Annotated in this window: 17 protein-coding genes; 12 read left to right on the top strand and 5 right to left on the bottom strand. The window is 72.0% G+C overall.

Going from position 1 to position 17,553, the window contains the following annotated elements; genetic code table 11:
- Window positions 1-13: 13 nt before the first annotated feature.
- Entirely contained in the window at window positions 14-1,675 is a 1,662-nt protein-coding gene (locus tag QWI33_RS00920) for a serine hydrolase domain-containing protein (protein ID WP_289953967.1), read from the bottom strand.
- Window positions 1,676-1,780: 105 nt separating this feature from the next.
- Here QWI33_RS00920 and QWI33_RS00915 point away from each other — a divergent pair, with 105 nt between their 5' ends.
- Both QWI33_RS00915 and QWI33_RS00910 read left to right on the top strand, forming a co-directional pair.
- On the top strand, window positions 1,781-2,644 hold the full coding sequence (locus tag QWI33_RS00915) for an alpha/beta fold hydrolase (RefSeq protein ID WP_353895362.1): 864 nt from the start codon (window positions 1,781-1,783) through the stop codon (window positions 2,642-2,644).
- A gap of 157 nt (window positions 2,645-2,801) precedes the next feature.
- A complete protein-coding gene (locus QWI33_RS00910) occupies window positions 2,802-3,554 on the top strand; it encodes a GAP family protein (protein WP_289953962.1) in 753 nt (250 codons plus the stop codon).
- A gap of 39 nt (window positions 3,555-3,593) precedes the next feature.
- On the opposite strand, the gene QWI33_RS00905 is transcribed toward QWI33_RS00910, so the two are convergent.
- Window positions 3,594-4,763 (bottom strand): cellulose binding domain-containing protein, encoded by a 1,170-nt coding sequence (locus QWI33_RS00905; protein ID WP_289953959.1) that lies wholly within the window; start codon window positions 4,761-4,763, stop codon window positions 3,594-3,596.
- Window positions 4,764-4,969: 206 nt separating this feature from the next.
- Between QWI33_RS00905 and QWI33_RS00900 the strand changes: the two genes are divergently transcribed.
- The 4 genes from QWI33_RS00900 to argG all read left to right on the top strand — a co-directional run bounded on the left by QWI33_RS00900 (window position 4,970) and on the right by argG (window position 8,312).
- Window positions 4,970-5,584: a glyoxalase gene (locus QWI33_RS00900; protein WP_353895361.1), complete on the top strand. Its 615-nt coding sequence runs from the start codon at window positions 4,970-4,972 to the stop codon at window positions 5,582-5,584.
- Between the two features lie 150 nt (window positions 5,585-5,734).
- Complete coding sequence (locus QWI33_RS00895; RefSeq protein WP_289953955.1) at window positions 5,735-6,097, top strand: hypothetical protein; 363 nt, start codon at window positions 5,735-5,737, stop codon at window positions 6,095-6,097.
- A 145-nt stretch (window positions 6,098-6,242) separates the two neighbouring features.
- A complete protein-coding gene (locus QWI33_RS00890) occupies window positions 6,243-6,698 on the top strand; it encodes a hypothetical protein (RefSeq protein WP_289953953.1) in 456 nt (151 codons plus the stop codon).
- Window positions 6,699-6,866: 168 nt separating this feature from the next.
- The gene (gene argG / locus QWI33_RS00885; protein ID WP_289953951.1) at window positions 6,867-8,312 is read left to right on the top strand and encodes an argininosuccinate synthase; all 1,446 of its coding nucleotides are present in this window, start codon (window positions 6,867-6,869) and stop codon (window positions 8,310-8,312) included.
- 147 nt (window positions 8,313-8,459) lie between these two features.
- On the opposite strand, the gene QWI33_RS00880 is transcribed toward argG, so the two are convergent.
- Complete coding sequence (locus tag QWI33_RS00880) at window positions 8,460-9,314, bottom strand: alpha/beta fold hydrolase (protein ID WP_289953949.1); 855 nt, start codon at window positions 9,312-9,314, stop codon at window positions 8,460-8,462.
- Window positions 9,315-9,449: 135 nt separating this feature from the next.
- On the opposite strand from QWI33_RS00880, the gene QWI33_RS00875 reads away from it, so the two are divergent.
- The 4 genes from QWI33_RS00875 to QWI33_RS00860 all read left to right on the top strand — a co-directional run bounded on the left by QWI33_RS00875 (window position 9,450) and on the right by QWI33_RS00860 (window position 13,627).
- The gene (locus QWI33_RS00875; protein ID WP_289953947.1) at window positions 9,450-10,511 is read left to right on the top strand and encodes a LacI family DNA-binding transcriptional regulator; all 1,062 of its coding nucleotides are present in this window, start codon (window positions 9,450-9,452) and stop codon (window positions 10,509-10,511) included.
- 68 nt (window positions 10,512-10,579) lie between these two features.
- Window positions 10,580-11,350, top strand: coding sequence for a ThuA domain-containing protein (locus tag QWI33_RS00870; RefSeq protein WP_289953945.1), 771 nt, complete (start codon window positions 10,580-10,582; stop codon window positions 11,348-11,350).
- Window positions 11,347-12,468 carry a Gfo/Idh/MocA family protein gene (locus QWI33_RS00865; protein WP_289953943.1) on the top strand — a complete coding sequence of 374 codons (1,122 nt, stop codon included), beginning with the start codon at window positions 11,347-11,349 and terminating at the stop codon, window positions 12,466-12,468. The genes QWI33_RS00870 and QWI33_RS00865 overlap by 4 nt, the downstream gene beginning before the upstream one ends.
- A 16-nt stretch (window positions 12,469-12,484) precedes the next feature.
- The gene (locus QWI33_RS00860; RefSeq protein WP_353895360.1) at window positions 12,485-13,627 is read left to right on the top strand and encodes a Gfo/Idh/MocA family protein; all 1,143 of its coding nucleotides are present in this window, start codon (window positions 12,485-12,487) and stop codon (window positions 13,625-13,627) included.
- 58 nt (window positions 13,628-13,685) lie between these two features.
- Here QWI33_RS00860 and QWI33_RS00855 read toward each other — a convergent pair whose 3' ends face one another.
- Complete coding sequence (locus tag QWI33_RS00855; protein WP_289953939.1) at window positions 13,686-14,960, bottom strand: M20 metallopeptidase family protein; 1,275 nt, start codon at window positions 14,958-14,960, stop codon at window positions 13,686-13,688.
- Window positions 14,961-15,173: 213 nt separating this feature from the next.
- On the opposite strand from QWI33_RS00855, the gene QWI33_RS00850 reads away from it, so the two are divergent.
- Both QWI33_RS00850 and QWI33_RS00845 read left to right on the top strand, forming a co-directional pair.
- Window positions 15,174-15,587 (top strand): YciI family protein, encoded by a 414-nt coding sequence (locus QWI33_RS00850; RefSeq protein ID WP_289953937.1) that lies wholly within the window; start codon window positions 15,174-15,176, stop codon window positions 15,585-15,587.
- 13 nt (window positions 15,588-15,600) lie between these two features.
- Window positions 15,601-16,767 (top strand): RNA polymerase sigma factor, encoded by a 1,167-nt coding sequence (locus QWI33_RS00845; RefSeq protein WP_353895359.1) that lies wholly within the window; start codon window positions 15,601-15,603, stop codon window positions 16,765-16,767.
- A 50-nt stretch (window positions 16,768-16,817) separates the two neighbouring features.
- On the opposite strand, the gene QWI33_RS00840 is transcribed toward QWI33_RS00845, so the two are convergent.
- A complete protein-coding gene (locus QWI33_RS00840; protein WP_289953934.1) occupies window positions 16,818-17,540 on the bottom strand; it encodes an SDR family NAD(P)-dependent oxidoreductase in 723 nt (240 codons plus the stop codon).
- Window positions 17,541-17,553: the final 13 nt, after the last annotated feature.

The following is a 17,553-nucleotide window of genomic DNA, read 5'->3' as shown; positions in this document are numbered from 1 at the left end:
GCGCGGTCTCCCCTCAGTCGGTGCGGGCGGCGTCGACCGCGCCGGCCGGGCCGTCCACAGTCATCACCTCGTCCTGGAAGGACACGGCGACCGCCGCTTCCGCGGCGATCGGCTCGTCCGGGCGGTACTGGCCTTCGCCGGTGGGGATCAGCGTAAACGCGGGCGGCCCGGCGTCGTACTCGACGGCCGCGATCTGGTCCTGCTCGTCCAGGGCGTACCAGGCGAGCATGTCGCCGTCCTCGCCGCTGACGCGCAGGTAGGTGTGCAGTTCCCCGCCCGCGTCGACCGTCCCGGCGAGGTCGATGCCGGTGACGGGGCCGATGTCGGCCCCGATCGCCTCGCGCTCGGCCCGGCCGACAGCGGACTCGCCGTCCAGGAGGGCCAGGACGGCGTCCTCGTGGGCGGCGGCGTCCTCGGCCGCGAAGTCGTCCGAGCCGAACATCGCCGCCACGGCGTCGGCGCCGTCGGCGGTGACGGTGAGGGCCTCGTCCTCGGCGGAGACGGTGAGCGTCGAGCCCGAGTCGAGCCCGTAGACCCCTTCGCGCGCCTGGAGTTCGGCCGGGTCGACCTCGGCGCGCTCATCGGGGACCTCCATCGGCTCGCCCGTGACCAGGGCCGGCAGGAGCACCTCGAGCAACTCGTCGGGCAGGACGTCGTCGGTGTTGCCGACGACCGCGACGGACGTGCCGGTCTCGGGCAGCCAGGTGGCGACCGCGTTGTGCCCGGTGTCGCCCCCGCCGCCGGAGGCGCCGATGATCGGAACGCCGAGCAGGTCCGGGCCGATCGACACCCAGCCGGGGATCTCGGCGGTGCCTTCGCCGTGGTCGAAGACGGTGCCCAGCAGCAGGTCCACCGCGTCGGGGGCGATGATCTCGCCGTCGAACAGGGCCCGGGTCCAATCGCTCAGTTCGGCGGCGGTCATCGCCAGGTCGCCGTTGCCCGCCATCGCCCAGTGCGGCCCGGCGAAGCCGCCGGTCTCCGGCGCGGGCGCCCCGTCCGTGTAGCCGATCGCGCGCGGCCCGGACGGGGCCGGTTCGCCGTCCCAGAACCCGCCGGCGTGCCCTCCCGGGATCGCGAGGATCGCCTCGTCCAGGTACTCCCGGTAGGACGATCCGGACTGCTCGTCGACGATGAGCGCGAGCAGCGAGTACCCGGCGTTGGAGTACAGGTAGTCCGTGCCCGGTTCGAACGCCGACTCCAGGGCGCTGATGGCCGCGATCGCCTCGTCGCGGTCCAGCGGCCGGTGGTCGGTGCCGTGGCCGCCTTCGATGCCGCTCGTGTGCAGCAGCAGCTGCTCCACGGTGGCCTCGGCGGCGGGCCCGCCCAGGCCGGGCAGGAGCTCGCCCGCCGCCGCGTCGAGCGCGAACACGCCCGCGTCCACGAGGTCGAGGACCGCGGCGGCGGCGAACGCCTTGCTGACCGAGCCGATCCCGAAGACGGTCTCCGCGGTGTTCGCGGTGCCGGCCTCGGCGTCGGCCATGCCGAACGCGGCCTGGCAGTCGAGGCCGCCGCCGTCGATGGCGACCGTGCCGCTGAACCCGGCCTCGGCCCACGCGCCCAAGGCGTCCTCGAGAGCGGGGTCGCAGGCGCGGTCCGGTTCCGGATCAACGTCCGCGTTCGAGCTGCAGGCGGCCGCGAGCATCGCGGCCGCCAAGATGATGGCAATGCGTTTCATGGGCCGGACGTTACGAGCGGCGGTGTGAACCGGATGTAAACGCGGGCATGGACCGGCCGCGCCCGGGTATCCGGCCGCGGACGACGAGGAGGGCACCGCATGACCATGTTCCCGGGGTTCGACGAATGGGACGTCCCGGTCGCCCCAGGGGTCGCCCTGCACGGGCGGTCCGGCGGGTCCGGGCCCGCGATCGTGCTGCTGCACGGCCACCCGCGCACCCACACCACCTGGCACCGCGTCGCCCCCGCACTGGCCGCGACCGGCCACACGGTCGTCTGCCCCGACCTGCGCGGCTACGGGGCCTCGTCCAAACCCGAGCCCGACCCCGAGCACGTCGTCTACTGCGACCGCACCATGGCCGCCGACATCACGGCGCTCATGACGGCACTCGGCCACGACACCTTCGCGATCGCCGGCCACGACCGCGGCTGCTACGTCGCCTACCGGACCGCGCTCGACGCCCCCGACCGCGTCACGCGGCTCGCCGTGTGCGACGGCGTGCCGATCCTCGAAGCCCTCGAGCGGGCCGACGCGCGCTTCGCCGAACGCTGGTGGCACTGGTTCTTTCTCGGCGCCTCACCCCACGCGCAGCGGGTGATCACGGACGACCCGCTCGCCTGGTACCGACTGGACGAGGCGGGCATGGGCACCGCCAACTACCGCAACACCGTTGCGGCCGTGACCAACCCGCTCACCGTGCGGGCCATGCTCGAGGACTACCGCGCCGGCCTCTCCGTCGACCGCGCCAACGACGCCGCCGACCGCGAGGCCGGGCGGCGCATCGCCGCGCCCACGACCGCGGTGTGGTCCCGCCACGACGACACGGGGCGCCTCTACGACCCGGTGTCGGTCTGGCAGCCCTGGTGCGAGCGGGAAGTGCGCGCCGCGGTGATCGAATCGGGCCACCACATGGCCGAAGAGGCGCCGCAGCAACTGGTCGAGGTGCTCGCCGCGTCCCTCGGCACGTGACCAGGGGGAGAAGGACCTCGCAGGGGTAGGGAGGCGGGCCGGGCGGCGATCGAGCCCCGCCCGCACCCAACGGCGTGCCACCAAAGGTGCAGGCCCCCACGCGAACCTCGATCCCCAGACCGACGCATCCGGCCCCGCGCCTCCATAGGCTCGGACCATGGACCTCGCACTCGGCGCCTCCCTAGCGGCCCTCGCGCTCATCGACTCGACCAGCTTCGGCACGCTCCTCATCCCGATCTGGCTGCTCCTCGCCCCCGGCCGCGTCAGGGCCGGCCGCATGCTCGCCTACCTCGCCACCATCGCCGTCTTCTACTTCGGCGTCGGCATGCTCATCGCCGTGGGCGCCGCCGCCTTCATCGACGACATCGGCGCCCTCCTCGACACCCGGCCCGCACTGTGGACGCAGCTCGTCCTCGGCGTCGGCCTGCTCGTCCTCAGCTTCCGCTTCGACTCCAAGAAGCAGCAGGGCGAGAGCGGGCGCACCGCGCGCTGGCGCGAACGGGCCCTCGGCATCGAGGCCGGCGGCGGTGAAGGCGACGGCACGACCCGCACCCGGGCCTCGGTGCTGCCGCTCATGGGCCTCGCGCTGGCCGCGGCCACGATCGAGGTCGCCACGATGCTGCCGTACCTGGCCGCGATCGGCCTGGTCACCTCCTCGGGGATCGGGGCCGCCGGGATCACGCTCACCATGGCCGGGTACTGCCTGGTGATGGTGCTGCCCGCGCTGCTGCTGCTCGCGGCCCGCCTGGTCGCGCGCAACGCCGTCGAGCCGCTGCTGCAGCGGATCAACGACTGGATGGTCAAGAACGCCGCGTCCACGACCGGCTGGGTGCTCGGCATCGTGGGCTTCCTCGTCGCCCGGGACGCGGCCTGGCGGCTCGACCTGTTCGAGCTGCTGCTCAACCGCTGAGCGGATGCCCCGGCGGTCGCCCGCCGGGGCACGCGCGTGTCAGCAGCCGATCCGCTCGGGGCCGAAGGCCACGTCGTCGTACCAGAGGGTGTCCGCGTCGTTGCCGTAGCTCTCCCAGCCGAGCCGCAGGTCGGCGAGGTCGGGATTCCAGTTCGGCTTCGCGAGCCACTGCGCGTCCACGTCATGGGTCGGCACGCCGTCCACATTGAGGCCCTCGACCGCGTCGCCGTCGACCCAGGTGGCGAGCCGGCCGCCGCTGATCTGGAACTCCACGCACGTCCACTCGGCCACCGGCAGCGGCTGGCTGAGCGCGACGCCGGCCGGGCTCTGGGCGGGGAGGGTCGCGTCGTCGGACTCGCGGTTCCACTGCAGGGCACCGTTCTGGCCGCCCAGGCGCAGATCGGTGTCGGCGTCGTGGCGGTCCTGCATGGCGATCATCGTGGTGTGGTTCTGCGGCTGCGCGGTGGTGTGGCGCATGTAGACGCGGAACCACTCGGCGTCCGCGGGCAGGTCGCGCCCGATGAACACGTGGTTGCAGTAGGTCGCGCCGCCTTCGATGCGGATCGAGGTGCCGCCGCTGTTGGCGACCGATCTGTCGACGGCGGCCTTGCCCGTGCCGGTGCAGTCGGACGCGCCGACGGTCCAGGCCCCGCCGGGGACCGTGCCGGCCTGGTTCTCGAAGTCGTCGCACACGGCGCCGTCCGGGCAGTCGACCGGTCCGGGCGGATCGGTCGTCGGGTCCTCGCTGGGGGTCTCGGTCGGGGTGTCGGTCGGGGTGTCGGTCGGCTCCACGACGGCGCCGCACTCGACTCCGTTGAGGGTGAACGAGGGCGGCTGCACCGGGGCGCCGGAGACCACGAGCCCGAACAGCTCCCGGGTCTGGCCCGCGGCCACGGAAGCGTTCCAGCCGACGTCCGAGCCGGTGAACCGGGTGCCCGACTGGGTCCAGCCGACGTTCCAGGCGCTCTGGACCGCGGCCCCGCCCGCCAGGTCGAACGCGATCGTCCAGTCGCTCACCGGCTCGCTCCCGGCCGTGAGCGCGACGGCGGCCTGGTGGCCGCCGTTCCAGGAGCTCACCACGGTGTAGTCGATCCGCTCGCAGGCGTCGGCGTGCGCCGGGCTCGCCGCCACCACTGCCGCGGTCCCCGCGGCGAGCGCGCCGCAGGCGGCGGCCACCGCGATGAGCCGCCGAGTTCGCATGACAGGCATGCGCAGTCCTCCTCTGGTCGGGTGGTCCGCTCCACCCCAACCCGACGGCGGACTTGCACCTGTATATAGACATTGATGAATATAGATCCATTTCGGGCCATAGAGAAGGCCCCTGGAGTGATCAGGAATCGAGAAGCGGCGGGACCCCTCCTCGAAATATCGTTGTGGACATGAGCAAGACCAGCGCAAACATTGAGGAGCACACCATGAACGCCATCGAGACCGTCACCCTCGAAGTCGACGACGCCGCCGCCGCCGAAGCCTTCTACGCCGCCGCGTTCGACCTCGGCGAGGACTCCTGGCTGCGCGTGCGGCCCGCCAAGGACGCCAGCAGCGGCTTCCGCGGCTTCGCGATCTCCCTCGTGGTCGCCCAGCCCGGCACCGTCGACAGCTTCGCCGAGACCGCCATCGCCGCCGGCGCCACCGCGATCAAGGCCCCCGAGAAGAGCCTGTGGGGCTACGGCGCGGTCCTGCGCGACCCGTACGGCAACATCTGGAAGCTCGCCACCTCCCAGAAGAAGCAGACCGGGCCCGTGACCCGCGAGGTCGAGTCGGTCAACGTCGGCATCGGCGTCGCGGACGTCGCCGCCACCAAGCAGTACTACATCGACAAGGGACTCAAGGTCGCGAAGGCCTTCGGGCGCAAGTACGTCGAGTTCGAGGCCCCCGGCGACGCGGTGTCGCTCTCGCTCTACAGCCGCAAGTTCGCGGCCAAGACCTCGTTCGTCCCGCAGGAGGGCAGCGGCTCGCACCGCATCGTCTTCGGCAGCGGCGCCGGGACCTTCACCGACGCGGACGGCTTCGAGTGGGAAGCGGCGTAGGGGTTCGAAGCCCAGGGCCGCAAGCGGAACGGTGCGGGCGTCCGGCCCGTGCCGAGCGGCGGTGACGTATGCGTCAGCCAGGTGCAGTTCGGGCAATTCGGCAGGCTCCGCCTGTTAGCGTGGCCCCACATCACGAGATCGGAGAACCCCATGACGGCACGACGAACCCTCGCCGCACTCGCCATCGGTGCGCTCCTGGCGCTCAGCGCCTGCAGTGAGGACGGCGGCCTCGAGATCCCCAGCGACGCGCCCACCCTCCCGGACTGGGAGTCGTCCCTCGACGACCTCGCGTCCGAGCTCCCCACCGACCTGGCCACCGACCTGTGGGCGGTCGTCCCGGACGCCTCGCCCGAGGAGATCCTCGACAACGCGAAGGACATCTGCGGCGACATCGCGGCCAACGCCGACGAGGAGCGGCTCGCCCGCGACGCCGCCGAGCTCTTCGGCGTCGAGGAGGCCGAGGGCCCGACCATCGTCGAGACCGTCAAGCCCTACTGCGACGTGATCGGCTAGGCCCGGACCAGGGCGGACAATTATGGCTTCATGAGCCATAATGTCCGGTTTCTGGGTCTCTGGTGAGGAAGCACCCACCCTCGCCGCCGAAAACGAGCGGTCCGGGCTTTGCGGGAACCCGCCCCCGGGCGGCTACCGTTGAAGAATGACCTACAGCTATCTCTCGAGCGACGCTGCCACAGCCGTCATCGAGTCCAAGTATCCCAAGGCGCAGCGTCTGCCCGCGCTCTCGGACATGCTCGATGCCGAGCTGCTGTGGGACCACGATGCCCGTACATTCGTGTACGCCGTCGACTGCTGGATCGAGGGCACCGGTTACGGGACGCGCCTGCACACCTGCGCGGTCTGGAACGTCACCGCGGACAAGGACCTGGCCTTCGGCTTCTCGCGCGCGTCCAAGACCGCCGACGCCGAGCTCGTCTCCGCCGCCGCGAACGAGATCCTCGACATGGTGGCCGCCGGGGTGGCCGCCGCCGACGACGCCGCGGCCTCGGTCGCCATCACCGCGGTCCTCCACAGCGGCCTGGCCGAGTCGCCGTCCCGCAAGCCCATGTTCGCCGCGCTCCGCAAGCAGCAGGCCGCCCGCACCACGGCGGTCTGAACCATCGCGAAAACGGGCCGTCCTCCTCGGAGGGCGGCCCGCTTTCGCGTGCCCGGGGCGTGAGGCTCGCCATGGCGGCGGGGCACCGCGCCTGGTCGCGGTCCCGGCAAGTGGACACGTCCCGACCCCGGGTTGCATGAAAATTCAGCATCATGCATACTCATAACCATGTCTAAAGTTCTCTCCTCGCTCCCCGTCGGCGAACGCGTCGGCATCGCCTTCTCCGGTGGCCTGGACACCTCGGTGGCGGTCGCCTGGATGCGCGAGAAGGGCGCGGTGCCCTGCACGTACACCGCCGACATCGGCCAGTACGACGAGCCGGAGATCCACACGGTCCCCGGCCGGGCCGAGGCCTACGGCGCCGAGGTCGCGCGCCTGGTCGACTGCAAGGCCGCGCTCGTCGAGGAGGGCCTGGCGGCCCTCGCCTGCGGCGCGTTCCACATCAAGTCGGGCGGGCGCACCTACTTCAACACCACCCCGCTCGGGCGGGCGGTGACCGGCACGCTGCTGGTGCGGGCGATGCTCGAGGACGACGTGCAGATCTGGGGCGACGGCTCCACCTACAAGGGCAACGACATCGAGCGGTTCTACCGCTACGGCCTGCTCGCCAACCCCTCGCTGCGGATCTACAAGCCGTGGCTCGACGCGGGCTTCGTGAGCGAGCTCGGCGGCCGGACCGAGATGTCCGAATGGCTCGCCGACCGGCGGCTGCCCTACCGGGACAGCACCGAGAAGGCCTACTCCACGGACGCCAACATCTGGGGCGCCACGCACGAGGCGAAGACCCTCGAGCACCTCGACACCGGCATGGAGACCGTCGAGCCCATCATGGGCGTCAAGCACTGGGACCCGTCCGTCGAGATCGAGACCGAGGACGTCGAGATCGGCTTCGAGCAGGGCCGGCCGGTCACGATCAACGGCAAGGAGTTCGGCTCCGCCGTGGACCTCGTGCTCGAGGCCAACGCGATCGGCGGCCGGCACGGCCTGGGCATGTCCGACCAGATCGAGAACCGGATCATCGAGGCCAAGAGCCGGGGCATCTACGAGGCCCCGGGCATGGCGCTCCTGCACGCCGCCTACGAGCGGCTCGTGAACGCCATCCACAACGAGGACACCATCGCGATCTACCACGCCGAGGGCCGGCGGCTCGGCCGGCTGCTGTACGAGGGCCGGTGGCTCGACCCGCAGGCGCTCATGATCCGCGAGTCGCTGCAGCGGTGGGTCGGCACGGCCGTCACCGGCACGGTGACCCTGCGGCTGCGGCGCGGCGAGGACTACTCGATCGTCGACACCGCCGGGCCCGCGTTCAGCTACCACCCGGACAAGCTCTCGATGGAGCGGACCGAGGACTCGGCGTTCGGCCCGAACGACCGGATCGGCCAGCTGACCATGCGGAACCTCGACATCGCCGACTCGCGGTCGAAGCTCGAGCAGTACGCCGGCATCGGGATGGTCGGCAGCGCCCACCCGACGATGATCGGCGCGGCGCAGGCCGCCTCGACCGGCCTGATCGGCGCGATGCCCTCGGGCGGCGCGGTCGCCATCGCCTCGCGCGGTGAGGCCCCGGACGAGGAGCTGCTGGACCACGCCGCGATCGAGTTCGGCACCGACTAAGACGCGCATGGAGCGCCCCGGGGTCCGCGGACCCCGGGGCGCTCGCGCGTGTTCAGGCATTCGCCGCCGGCGGCGCCATGCCCGGCTCCTCGAGTTCGGCGAGGTTCGCGTGCCGCCCGCCGGCTCCCGGTAATTCGTTGCGGGCGTTCAGGATTCGAGCACTTCAAGGAGCTTGGCCGCGAACTCGTCGGGCTTGCCGGTCTGGCCGTACTCGCCGCCGAGGAAGCCGCCGTGGTCGCCGGGGAAGGCGACGGTGGCGGTCCCCAGCTCCTGGGCCACGCCCTCCGCGGTCCGCGCGGCGAACGTCTCGCCCGAGTCGGCGCCCACGCCGAGGACGATGCGGGTCGAGGCCGCACGCAGTGCGTCGAAGTCGTGCCGGTAGCCGGTGCAGGTGACCATGTTCAGCCCCAGCAGCGCGTCGTCGCGGGCGCCGTCGTCCTCGGTCGGCAGCCCGAAGGCGGCCGGGTCGGGTGCGGGCTGCGCCAGGTACGCCTCCGTGATGGGGCCCTGGTGGGAGACGAGCGCGATGAACTTCGCCATGCCCGCGCCGAAGCCGGAGGCCAGGTACGTCTCGTGGATGTCCTTGCAGGCCTTGAGGGCCGTCTCGCTCTCGGGCAGCGCGGTGGCGGACGGCGGCTCGTGGGCGACGAGGGTGCGGACCAGCTCGGGGTGGCGGGCCACCAGTGCGAGGGCGTTCACCGCGCCGCCGCTGCTGGCGAACACGTCGACCGGTCCGCCGACCGCTTCGATGACGCGGCGGAGGTCGTCGGCGTGCTCTTCCACGGTGTTCTCGGCGGCGCCGTCGGTGCGGAGGCTGCGCTCGGAGCCGCGGGGGTCGTAGGTGACCACGCGTTGCGCGGCGAAGTGGCTCGCGAGGGTGGCGAAACCGGGCGCGGCCATCGGCGAGCCGATGAGCAGCAGGGTCGGCTCGTCGCCGTCGCGCACGTCGTAGTGCAGGACGGCGCCGGGGGCCTCGATGGTGTGGCTCTGCGGCTCGGTCATGAGATCTCCTTGAGGTTCAGCGGGTGTCAACGGTATGACGACAAGCGTCCGCCGAATTCATCGCCGGGTTTGACCGTCGCTTGTTTTTATGCTTAAAATTTGCGGGACCCGGTGGCATCAGAGAGGAGGCGGCGGATGAGCGGCAAAGCGCCCGGCACCCGCAAGGCGAGCATGTCCGACGTCGCCGACCTCGCCGGCGTCTCCGCCATGACCGTCTCGAACGTCATCAACCGGCCCGAGATCGTCTCCGAGGCCACCCGCGTGAAGGTGCACGCCGCCATGCGCGAGCTGCGCTACCGCAACAACCTCGTCGCCCGCAGCCTCAGGCTCGCGCAGCCGCGCCAGATCGCCTACGTGCTGCCCGCCCAGGACTCGGTCGGCAACCAGTACATGGACGCCTTCGTCCACGACCTCGCCGCCGGTTGCCAGGCCGTCGACCGCAACCTGACCCTCGTCGCCGAGCAGGGCGCCGAGGCGCTCATGCGCGCCTGCGAGGACCTGTACTTCGGCCAGTCCGCGGCCGGGTTCGTCATCTCCAACCTCGGCCCGGACGACCCGCGCCCGGCCGGCCTGCGCAAGCGGGGCATCCCGTTCGCCGCCTACGGGCGCACGGCCGAAGCGTTCGCGAGCCCGTGGAGCTGGGTCGAAGCGGATGCGGCCCAAGGCATCGCGATGGCCGTCGACCACGTCGCCGACCGGGGCCACCGCGAACTGGCGTTCGTGGGCGCCGACCCCGGGACGGTCACCATGGCCCAGCGCGAGATCGGCTACCGGGAGGCCTGCGAGCGCCGCGGGCTCACCGGCTCGCTCGCGCGGATCGTCGAGTGCGGCCGCGACCTGGAGACCGGCGTCCGCGTCGCCGCGGACCTCCTCGACGGTGCTTTCAACGACAGCGCCTCGAACACCGGCACCGCGCCGCCGACCGCGATCATCTGCGTCTCCGACCCCCTCGCGGCCGGCGCCGTCATCACCCTCCAGAGCCGCGGGCTCGTACCGGGCCGGGACGTGGCCGTCACCGGCTACGACGACACGACCCTCACCTCCTTCGGCACCGTCGGCATCTCCTCGATCCGCCAGCCGTCGGCCGCCATCGCCGCCGAACTGGTGCGCCTGGTCATCGAGCGGCCCGAGACCCCCGAGCACCTCCTGCTGCCGCCGTCGCTCGTCGAACGCTCCAGCACCGACCCGAGGATCTGATGAATCCCGATGGCGGCCAACGATTTTTAAGCTCACAATGTGCGAAACCACCAAAGGAGAACCACCACATGTCCAATGAACCGATCCGAGTGGTCGTCTGGGGCGAGAACCGCCACGAGCAGGTCGAGGCCTCCGTGGCCGAGCGCTACCCCGACGGCATGCACGGCGCCATCGCCAAGGGCGTCGGCGAATGGCTCGGCGACAAGGCCACGATCACGACCCACACCCTCGACGAGCCCGAGCACGGCCTGACCTCCGACGTCCTGGACGCCACCGACGTCCTCATCTGGTGGGGCCACGCCGCCCACGGCGACGTCGAGGACGAGATCGTCGAGCGCGTGCACCGCCACGTCCTCGCCGGCATGGGCCTCATCGTGCTCCACTCCGGCCACTGGTCCAAGATCTTCACCAAGCTCATGGGCACCACCTGCACGCTGCGCTGGCGCAGCGAGCACGACCGCGAACTGGTGTGGACCGTGAACCCGCAGCACCCGATCGCCCGCGGCATCCCGAACCCGATCGTCATCCCCGAGCAGGAGATGTACGGCGAGTACTTCGACGTGCCGACCCCGGACGAGCTCATCTTCATCTCGGGCTTCACCGGCGGCGAGGTCTTCCGCTCCGGCATGACCTACCGCCGCGGCTTCGGCCGGATCTTCTACTTCAGCCCCGGCGACCAGGACTTCCCGGTGTACCACCACCCGGACGTGAACCACGTGATCGCCAACGGCATCGAATGGGCCCGCCCGGACCGCGAGCGCGAGACGCCGACCCTGCTGCGCTACGACACCGACGACTTCTTCAACGGCCAGGGCTACCGAGGGGCGTTCGAGCGATGAGCTTCAGCACCATCGAATCCGAAGGGCCGCTGCGGCTCATCGTGGTCGGCGCGGGCGGCATGGGAGGGGCCTGGGCCCGGAACATCATCGCGAATCCGGACGCCGAGCTGGTGGGCATCGCCGACCTCTTCCCGGAGGCCGCCGCGAGGCTCGCCGCCGCGACCGGCATCGAAGGTCTGGCAACGGGCGCCGAAGCGGTCGAGCTGGCACGGCGCACGGGCGCCGACGCCATCGTGAACGCGACCATTCCCGAAGCGCACCACCCGGTCACGATCGCCGCGCTCAACGCGGGCTTCCCCGTGCTGGGGGAGAAGCCGGTCGCCGCCACCGTGGCCGAGGGCCTCTCGCTCGCGGCCGCCGCCCAGCACACCGGGCAGCTGTTCATGGTCAGCCAGAACCGCCGCTACCACCCGGCGCTCCACCAGGCCAAGCAGCGGCTCGCCGGGCTCGGCGCGGTCGGGATCGTCGCGGTCGACTTCTTCAAGGCGCCGCACTTCGGCGGCTTCCGCGACGAGATGGCCAGCCCGCTCCTGCTCGACATGGCCATCCACCAGTTCGACATGGCCCGCTACCTGCTCGACGCCGACCCCGTATCGGTCTCGTGCGAGGAGTACAACCCGGCCTGGAGCTGGTACAAGGGCGACGCGGCCGCGAACGCGGTCTTCGCCATGGAAGGCGGCGCCCGGTTCACGTTCAACGGGTCCTGGTGCAGCCCCGGCCATGAGACCTCCTGGAACGGCTCCTGGCGGATCTCGGCCGAGCGCGGCTCGGTCCTGTGGGACGGCGAGCACGACCCGACGGCCGACCCCGACGAGTCCTTCGAGTCCGGTGAGGACCTCGGCCAGGACATCGCGGGCTCCTTGCGGCAGTTCGTCGCCGCGCTGCGCCGCGGCGAGGAACCGATGGGGCGTGTGCACGCGAACATCATGAGCCTCGCTATGGTCGAGGCCGCGACGCAGAGTGCGGCACAGGGCGGGCGGGTCGCGATCGACGACGTGCTCGACCGGTCCTACGACGCTGCGCTCGCGACCGAGCGCGACCCGGAGGTGCTCGCCGTACTGAAATCGTGGCCTTCCGTCCGGGAGGCCCTGAGCTCTAAGAGGAGCGACAGTGAGTGAATCCCTCAACGTCGGCATGATCGGCTACGCCTTCATGGGCGCGGCCCACTCGCACGCGTGGCGCACCGCGCCGCGCTTCTTCGACCTGCCGCTCGCGCCGCGCATGACCGCGCTCGCCGGGCGCGACCCCGAGCGGGTGGCCGCGGCGGCGACGAAGCTGGGCTGGGACTCCAGTGAGACCGACTGGCGCCGGCTCATCGAGCGCGACGACGTCGACCTCATCGACATCTGCGTCCCCGGGAACCTGCACGCCGAGATCGCGATCGCCGCGCTCGAGGCGGGCAAGCACGTCCTGTGCGAGAAGCCCTTGGCGAACTCGGTCGAAGAAGCCGAGCAGATGACGGCCGCCGCCGAGGCCGCGAAGGCCAAGGGCGTGTACGCGATGTGCGGGTTCTCCTACCGCCGCACGCCGGCGCTGTCCCTGGCGAAGCAGCTGGTCGAGTCCGGTGCGCTGGGACCGATCCGGCACGTGCGCGCGCAGTACCTCCAGGACTGGCTCACCGACGAGAACGCGCCGCTGACCTGGCGCCTCGACAAGTCGCTGTCCGGTTCCGGCTCGCTGGGCGACATCGGCGCGCACATCATCGACGCCGCGCAGTGGGTCGCCGGGTCGAGCATCACGGGCGTCTCGGCGATCATGGAGACCTTCGTGAAGGAACGCCCCGTAGGGGGCGACTTCGTGGGCCTGGGCGGCGTCGGCGGTTCCGACGGCCCGAAGGGCCCGGTCACGGTGGACGACGCCGCGCTGTTCACCGCCCGCTTCGACGACGGCGCCGTGGGCGTGTTCGAGGCGACCCGGTTCGCGCTGGGCCGCAAGAACGCGATGCGCCTGGAGATCAACGGCGCCAAGGCGTCCCTCGCGTTCGACTTCGAGGACATGAACTCGCTGTGGTTCTACGACTCGGCAGACGGGCCGAACTCGGGCTTCCGGAAGATCCAGGCCACCGAGCCCGAGCACCCGTACACGGGCAACTGGTGGCCGGTCGGGCACGGGCTCGGCTACGAGCACGCGTTCACCCACCAGGTCGTGGACCTCGTGGGCGCCATCGCGAACGGCGAGCAGCCGACGCCGTCGTTCGCGGACGCGCTGCGCGTGCAGCGGGTCCTGGCCGCGGTCGAGGCGAGCGCCGGCGACGAGAGCCGCTGGACGACCGTCTGATCCCCGGGCGCACAGCATGAAGGCCCGGCCGCTTGAAGCGGCCGGGCCTTTCGCCGTGTCAGCAGCGGGCGCGGCTCGCGAGCCATCCGGCCATGGCCCGCACGCCGTGGCCGATCGCGGCCTCGTCGGGCTCGAACGGCGGGAAGTGCGGGGCGGCTGTTGCGATGTCGGTGCCCGGGGCTCGCACGCCGAGCCAGGTGAAGGTGCCGGGCACTTGCGCGATGAACAGCGCGAAGTCCTCGCCGTTGAAGGGCACCACGGCGTGCATCTCCGCAGCCGTGTCGCGGCCGAGGCTGCGGCGCAGGTGCCGCTGCAACTCGTGCGCGTCCTCCTCGGGGCAGACCAGGGCCGGGAACGGGTCGTTCGGGAATGCCAGGGTGCCGACGGATGCGGCGAGCCCCGCGATGTCGGCGCGGACCTCCGTGTACCGCTCCTCGGGCCAGCAGCGGTAGGAGAGCCGCACCTCGGCCCGGTCAGCGGTCGCGCCCCCGGCCACATTGGCGCGCATGTTCACGAACTCGGCGAGCGGCCCGTCCTCGGTCTGGAGGTGGGCCACCAGCTCCTCAAGGTCCGCCGAGTCGGCCGGAACAGCCACAGTAGACAGATCGGCGATCTCGGCCGCCAGCGCCGCAGCGCGGGCCGGTGCATCCGCGCCGGTGACCACGACCGAGCCGTGGTCCTGGCCGGGTAGGCCGAGCCCCGGGTTGACACCGAACGTGCCGACCGGGAACGGCCCGCAGTGGAGCGCGTGGATCTCCGTGAAGCCGTAGGTCTCCAGCACGCCGTCGGCGAGCATCGCCCGGGCCCCGGCCAGGCTCTCCTCGGCGGGCTGGAAGACGAATACGACGGTGCCGTGCAGGCGCGAGCGCAGCGCGGCCAGGGTCAGCGCGGTCCCGACGCCGACCGCGGTGTGGAGGTCGTGCCCGCACAAGTGCTCAGGGCCCGTGGTCCCGTTCCCCGGTACGGCGTCCATGTCCGCCCGGAAGGCCACGGTGCGGCCGGGGCGGCGGCCCTTGAGGACGCCGACGACCCCGTGGCCGCCCACGCCCGTGGTCACGGCGAGCCCGGCGGCGGTGAGGTGCTCGGCGACGAGCGCGGCCGTCCTGACCTCCTCGCCGGGGCCTTCGGGGTGGGCGTGGAGGTCGCGCCGGAGCTCGATGAGCGCCTGCTCGAAGCGCGCGGCGGCCGCGTCGATCGCGTCCTGGTTGAGCGGGGCGCTCGTGGTCTCGGCGTTCGCGACCGCCGGCGCGGCGGCCGTGGCGGCGACCGCGGCGGCCCCGCCGATCATGGCGCGACGGGTCAGGGCGGGGCTGTCGATCATGAAGCGGGACATGATGTTTCCTTCGATGCGGCGGGGCTTTTGACTCCTCTCATTCTTCGGGTCCGGGCCGTCCGGCGCGATCACGTGAGCCCCCGCAAGCATGGTGGGGCGGACCCCCGGAGAAAACTTCGGGGAAAGCGGTGCCGGGATGTCGAGAACCGCGAACCGGCTGCGTCCTAGTGTTGTCAGCGGCGAGCGAGCCGCCCGAAACGAAGGAGAGCCGTCATGGCCAAGTACCTGCTGCTCAAGCACTACCGCGGCGGACCGAAGCAGCACCTGAACGCCGAGGCGCCGATGGAGGACTGGGCCCCGGACGAGATCACCGCGCACATGCAGTTCATGTTCGACATGATGGACGACCTGCGCGAACGCGGCGAGTTCGTGGACGCCCAGGCGCTCGCCCCGCAGGGCGAGTTCGTGCGCTACGGCGGCGAGGGGAAGCCGCCGGTCACCGACGGCCCGTTCGCCGAGACCAAGGACCTCATCGCCGGGTGGATCGTCATCGACGTCGACTCGCAGGAGCGCGCCTACGAGGCCGCCGCCCACCTGTCCTCGGCCCCGGGCAAGGACGGCCTCCCGCTCCACGAGTGGATCGAAGTGCGGCCGTTCCACAGCGGCGCGCCGGTCGTCGAGGACTAGCCCGGTCCCGATGATCGACGACCACCTGCTGCGGGACCTCACCCCGCAGGTACTGGGTGCCCTCGTCCGCCGCGGAGCCGACTTCGCGGCGGCCGAGGACGCCGTCCAGGACGCGCTCGCCGAGGCGGTGCGCAGCTGGGAGCGCGGGGCCCCCGACGAGCCCAAGGCCTGGCTCGTCACCGTGGCCTGGCGCAAGTTCCTGGACGCGCGCCGCTCGGCCTCGGCCCGGGCCCTGCGCGAGATCGCGGTGCACCGCGAGCCGGCCGCCGGCCCCGCCGGGCAGGCGGACGACACGCTCCTGCTGCTGAGCCGCTGCTGCCACCCGGCGCTCTCGCCCGCGTCCGCCATCGCCCTCACGCTCCGCGCGGTCGGCGGCCTCACCACGGCCCAGATCGCCCGCGCGTTCCTCGTCCCCGAATCGACCATGGCGCAACGCATCTCACGAGCGAAGCGGACCCTCGCGGGGGAGCGGTTCGAGCAGCCCGGCGACGTGCGGGCCGTGCTGCGCGTGCTCTACCTGATGTTTGACCAGGGCTTCTCCGATCGCGGCTACGCGGGCGACAAATCCACAGAGGACCTATCGGGGGAGGCGATCCGCCTCGCCCGCCAACTGGTCGCCTCAGTGCCCCGCGACCCCGAAGCGGCGGGCCTGCTCGCGCTCCTCCTGCTCCACCACGCGCGCCGCCCGGCCCGCACCGACGCCGCCGGCCAGCTCGTCCCGCTCGCCGAGCAGGACCGCACCCGCTGGGACACCGGCATGATCGCCGAAGGCGTCGACCTCCTCCAGCACGCGCTGGCCATGGACCGGGTCGGCGAATACCAGGCGCAGGCCGCGATCGCCGCGCTCCACGACGACGCGGCCTCGGCCGACGAGACCGACTGGTCGCAGATCCTCGAGTGGTACGACGAACTCGCGCGCATCAGCCCGGACAGCCCGGTCGTGGCCCTCAACCGGGCCGTGGCCGTCGGGCACGTGGACGGCCCGCTCGCGGGTCTGCGCCTGGTCGAAGCCCTCGACCCCGGCCTGCCCCGCCGCGACGCCGTCGCCGCGTACCTCCACGAACGTGCCGGCAACCGCAAGGAGGCCGCCCGTCTCTACAAGGCCGCGGCCGATGCCACGGCGATCCTGGCCGAGCACGCGCACCTGCTCAAGCAGGCCGCCCGCCTCAACCGCGGCTAAGGGGTGCGGACTCGCCGGCCCGGCCCGCAGCGCTGCCGGGGGCGGAGCGCTCAGCCGAGCTTCACACCCGTGTGGGCCTCGAGCCGCCCGATCAGCTCGTACTGGAAGTCCGGGTCCGAGGCCGCCGGATGCGAGCGGGCGATGCGCCGGTGGTGCCAGTAGCCGCCGGTACGCGGCACGATCGCCTCGTCCGGCGCCGTGGCCAGCCACTCCTGCGTCCGGTGCCCCTCCTCGAGGTCGCCGGGCGCGCCGGGACCGCCCATGCGGGTGGGGACCCAGCCCGGGTCGACCACGTGCGCGACGGTGTCGGCCCAGCGGCGCGCGACCGCGAACGCCAGCGCCGTCTCGTACAGCTTCGAGTCCTCGTACGCGCCGGGCCGCACCCGCGTCTCGCCGAAGTCGACCGCGTCCAGGTCCGTCGACCCGTCGAGGTGGTAGCCGCTGCTCAGGTAGATCAGCCTGCGCGGCTTGGACATCAGGGCCGTGAGGAGATACGGCGCGACCGTGTTCACCTGCAGCGCACCGGGTTCGCGGTAGACCCCGGCGTTGTGGATCACCGCGTCGAACCGCCCGAACGCGTCGGCCTGCTCGGCCGCCACCGCCGTCTCGTCCATCCGGGACAGGTCCCCGTGGACGGAGCCGCGCAGCTCCAGGTCGGGGAGCCCGTCGATGCTGCGCGTGTGCACGACGACCTCGTGGCCCGCTTCGGCGAGCGTCCGCGCGGCGGCGAGGCCGAGCCCGGTCGAGGCCCCGGTGATGAGGACGAGCGCCATGGGCGTTCCTTTC

It is taken from the genome of Glycomyces tritici, assembly GCF_030403505.1.
Note: the sequence above shows the minus strand (reverse complement) of the source record. Positions and strands in the feature narration are given on the sequence as shown.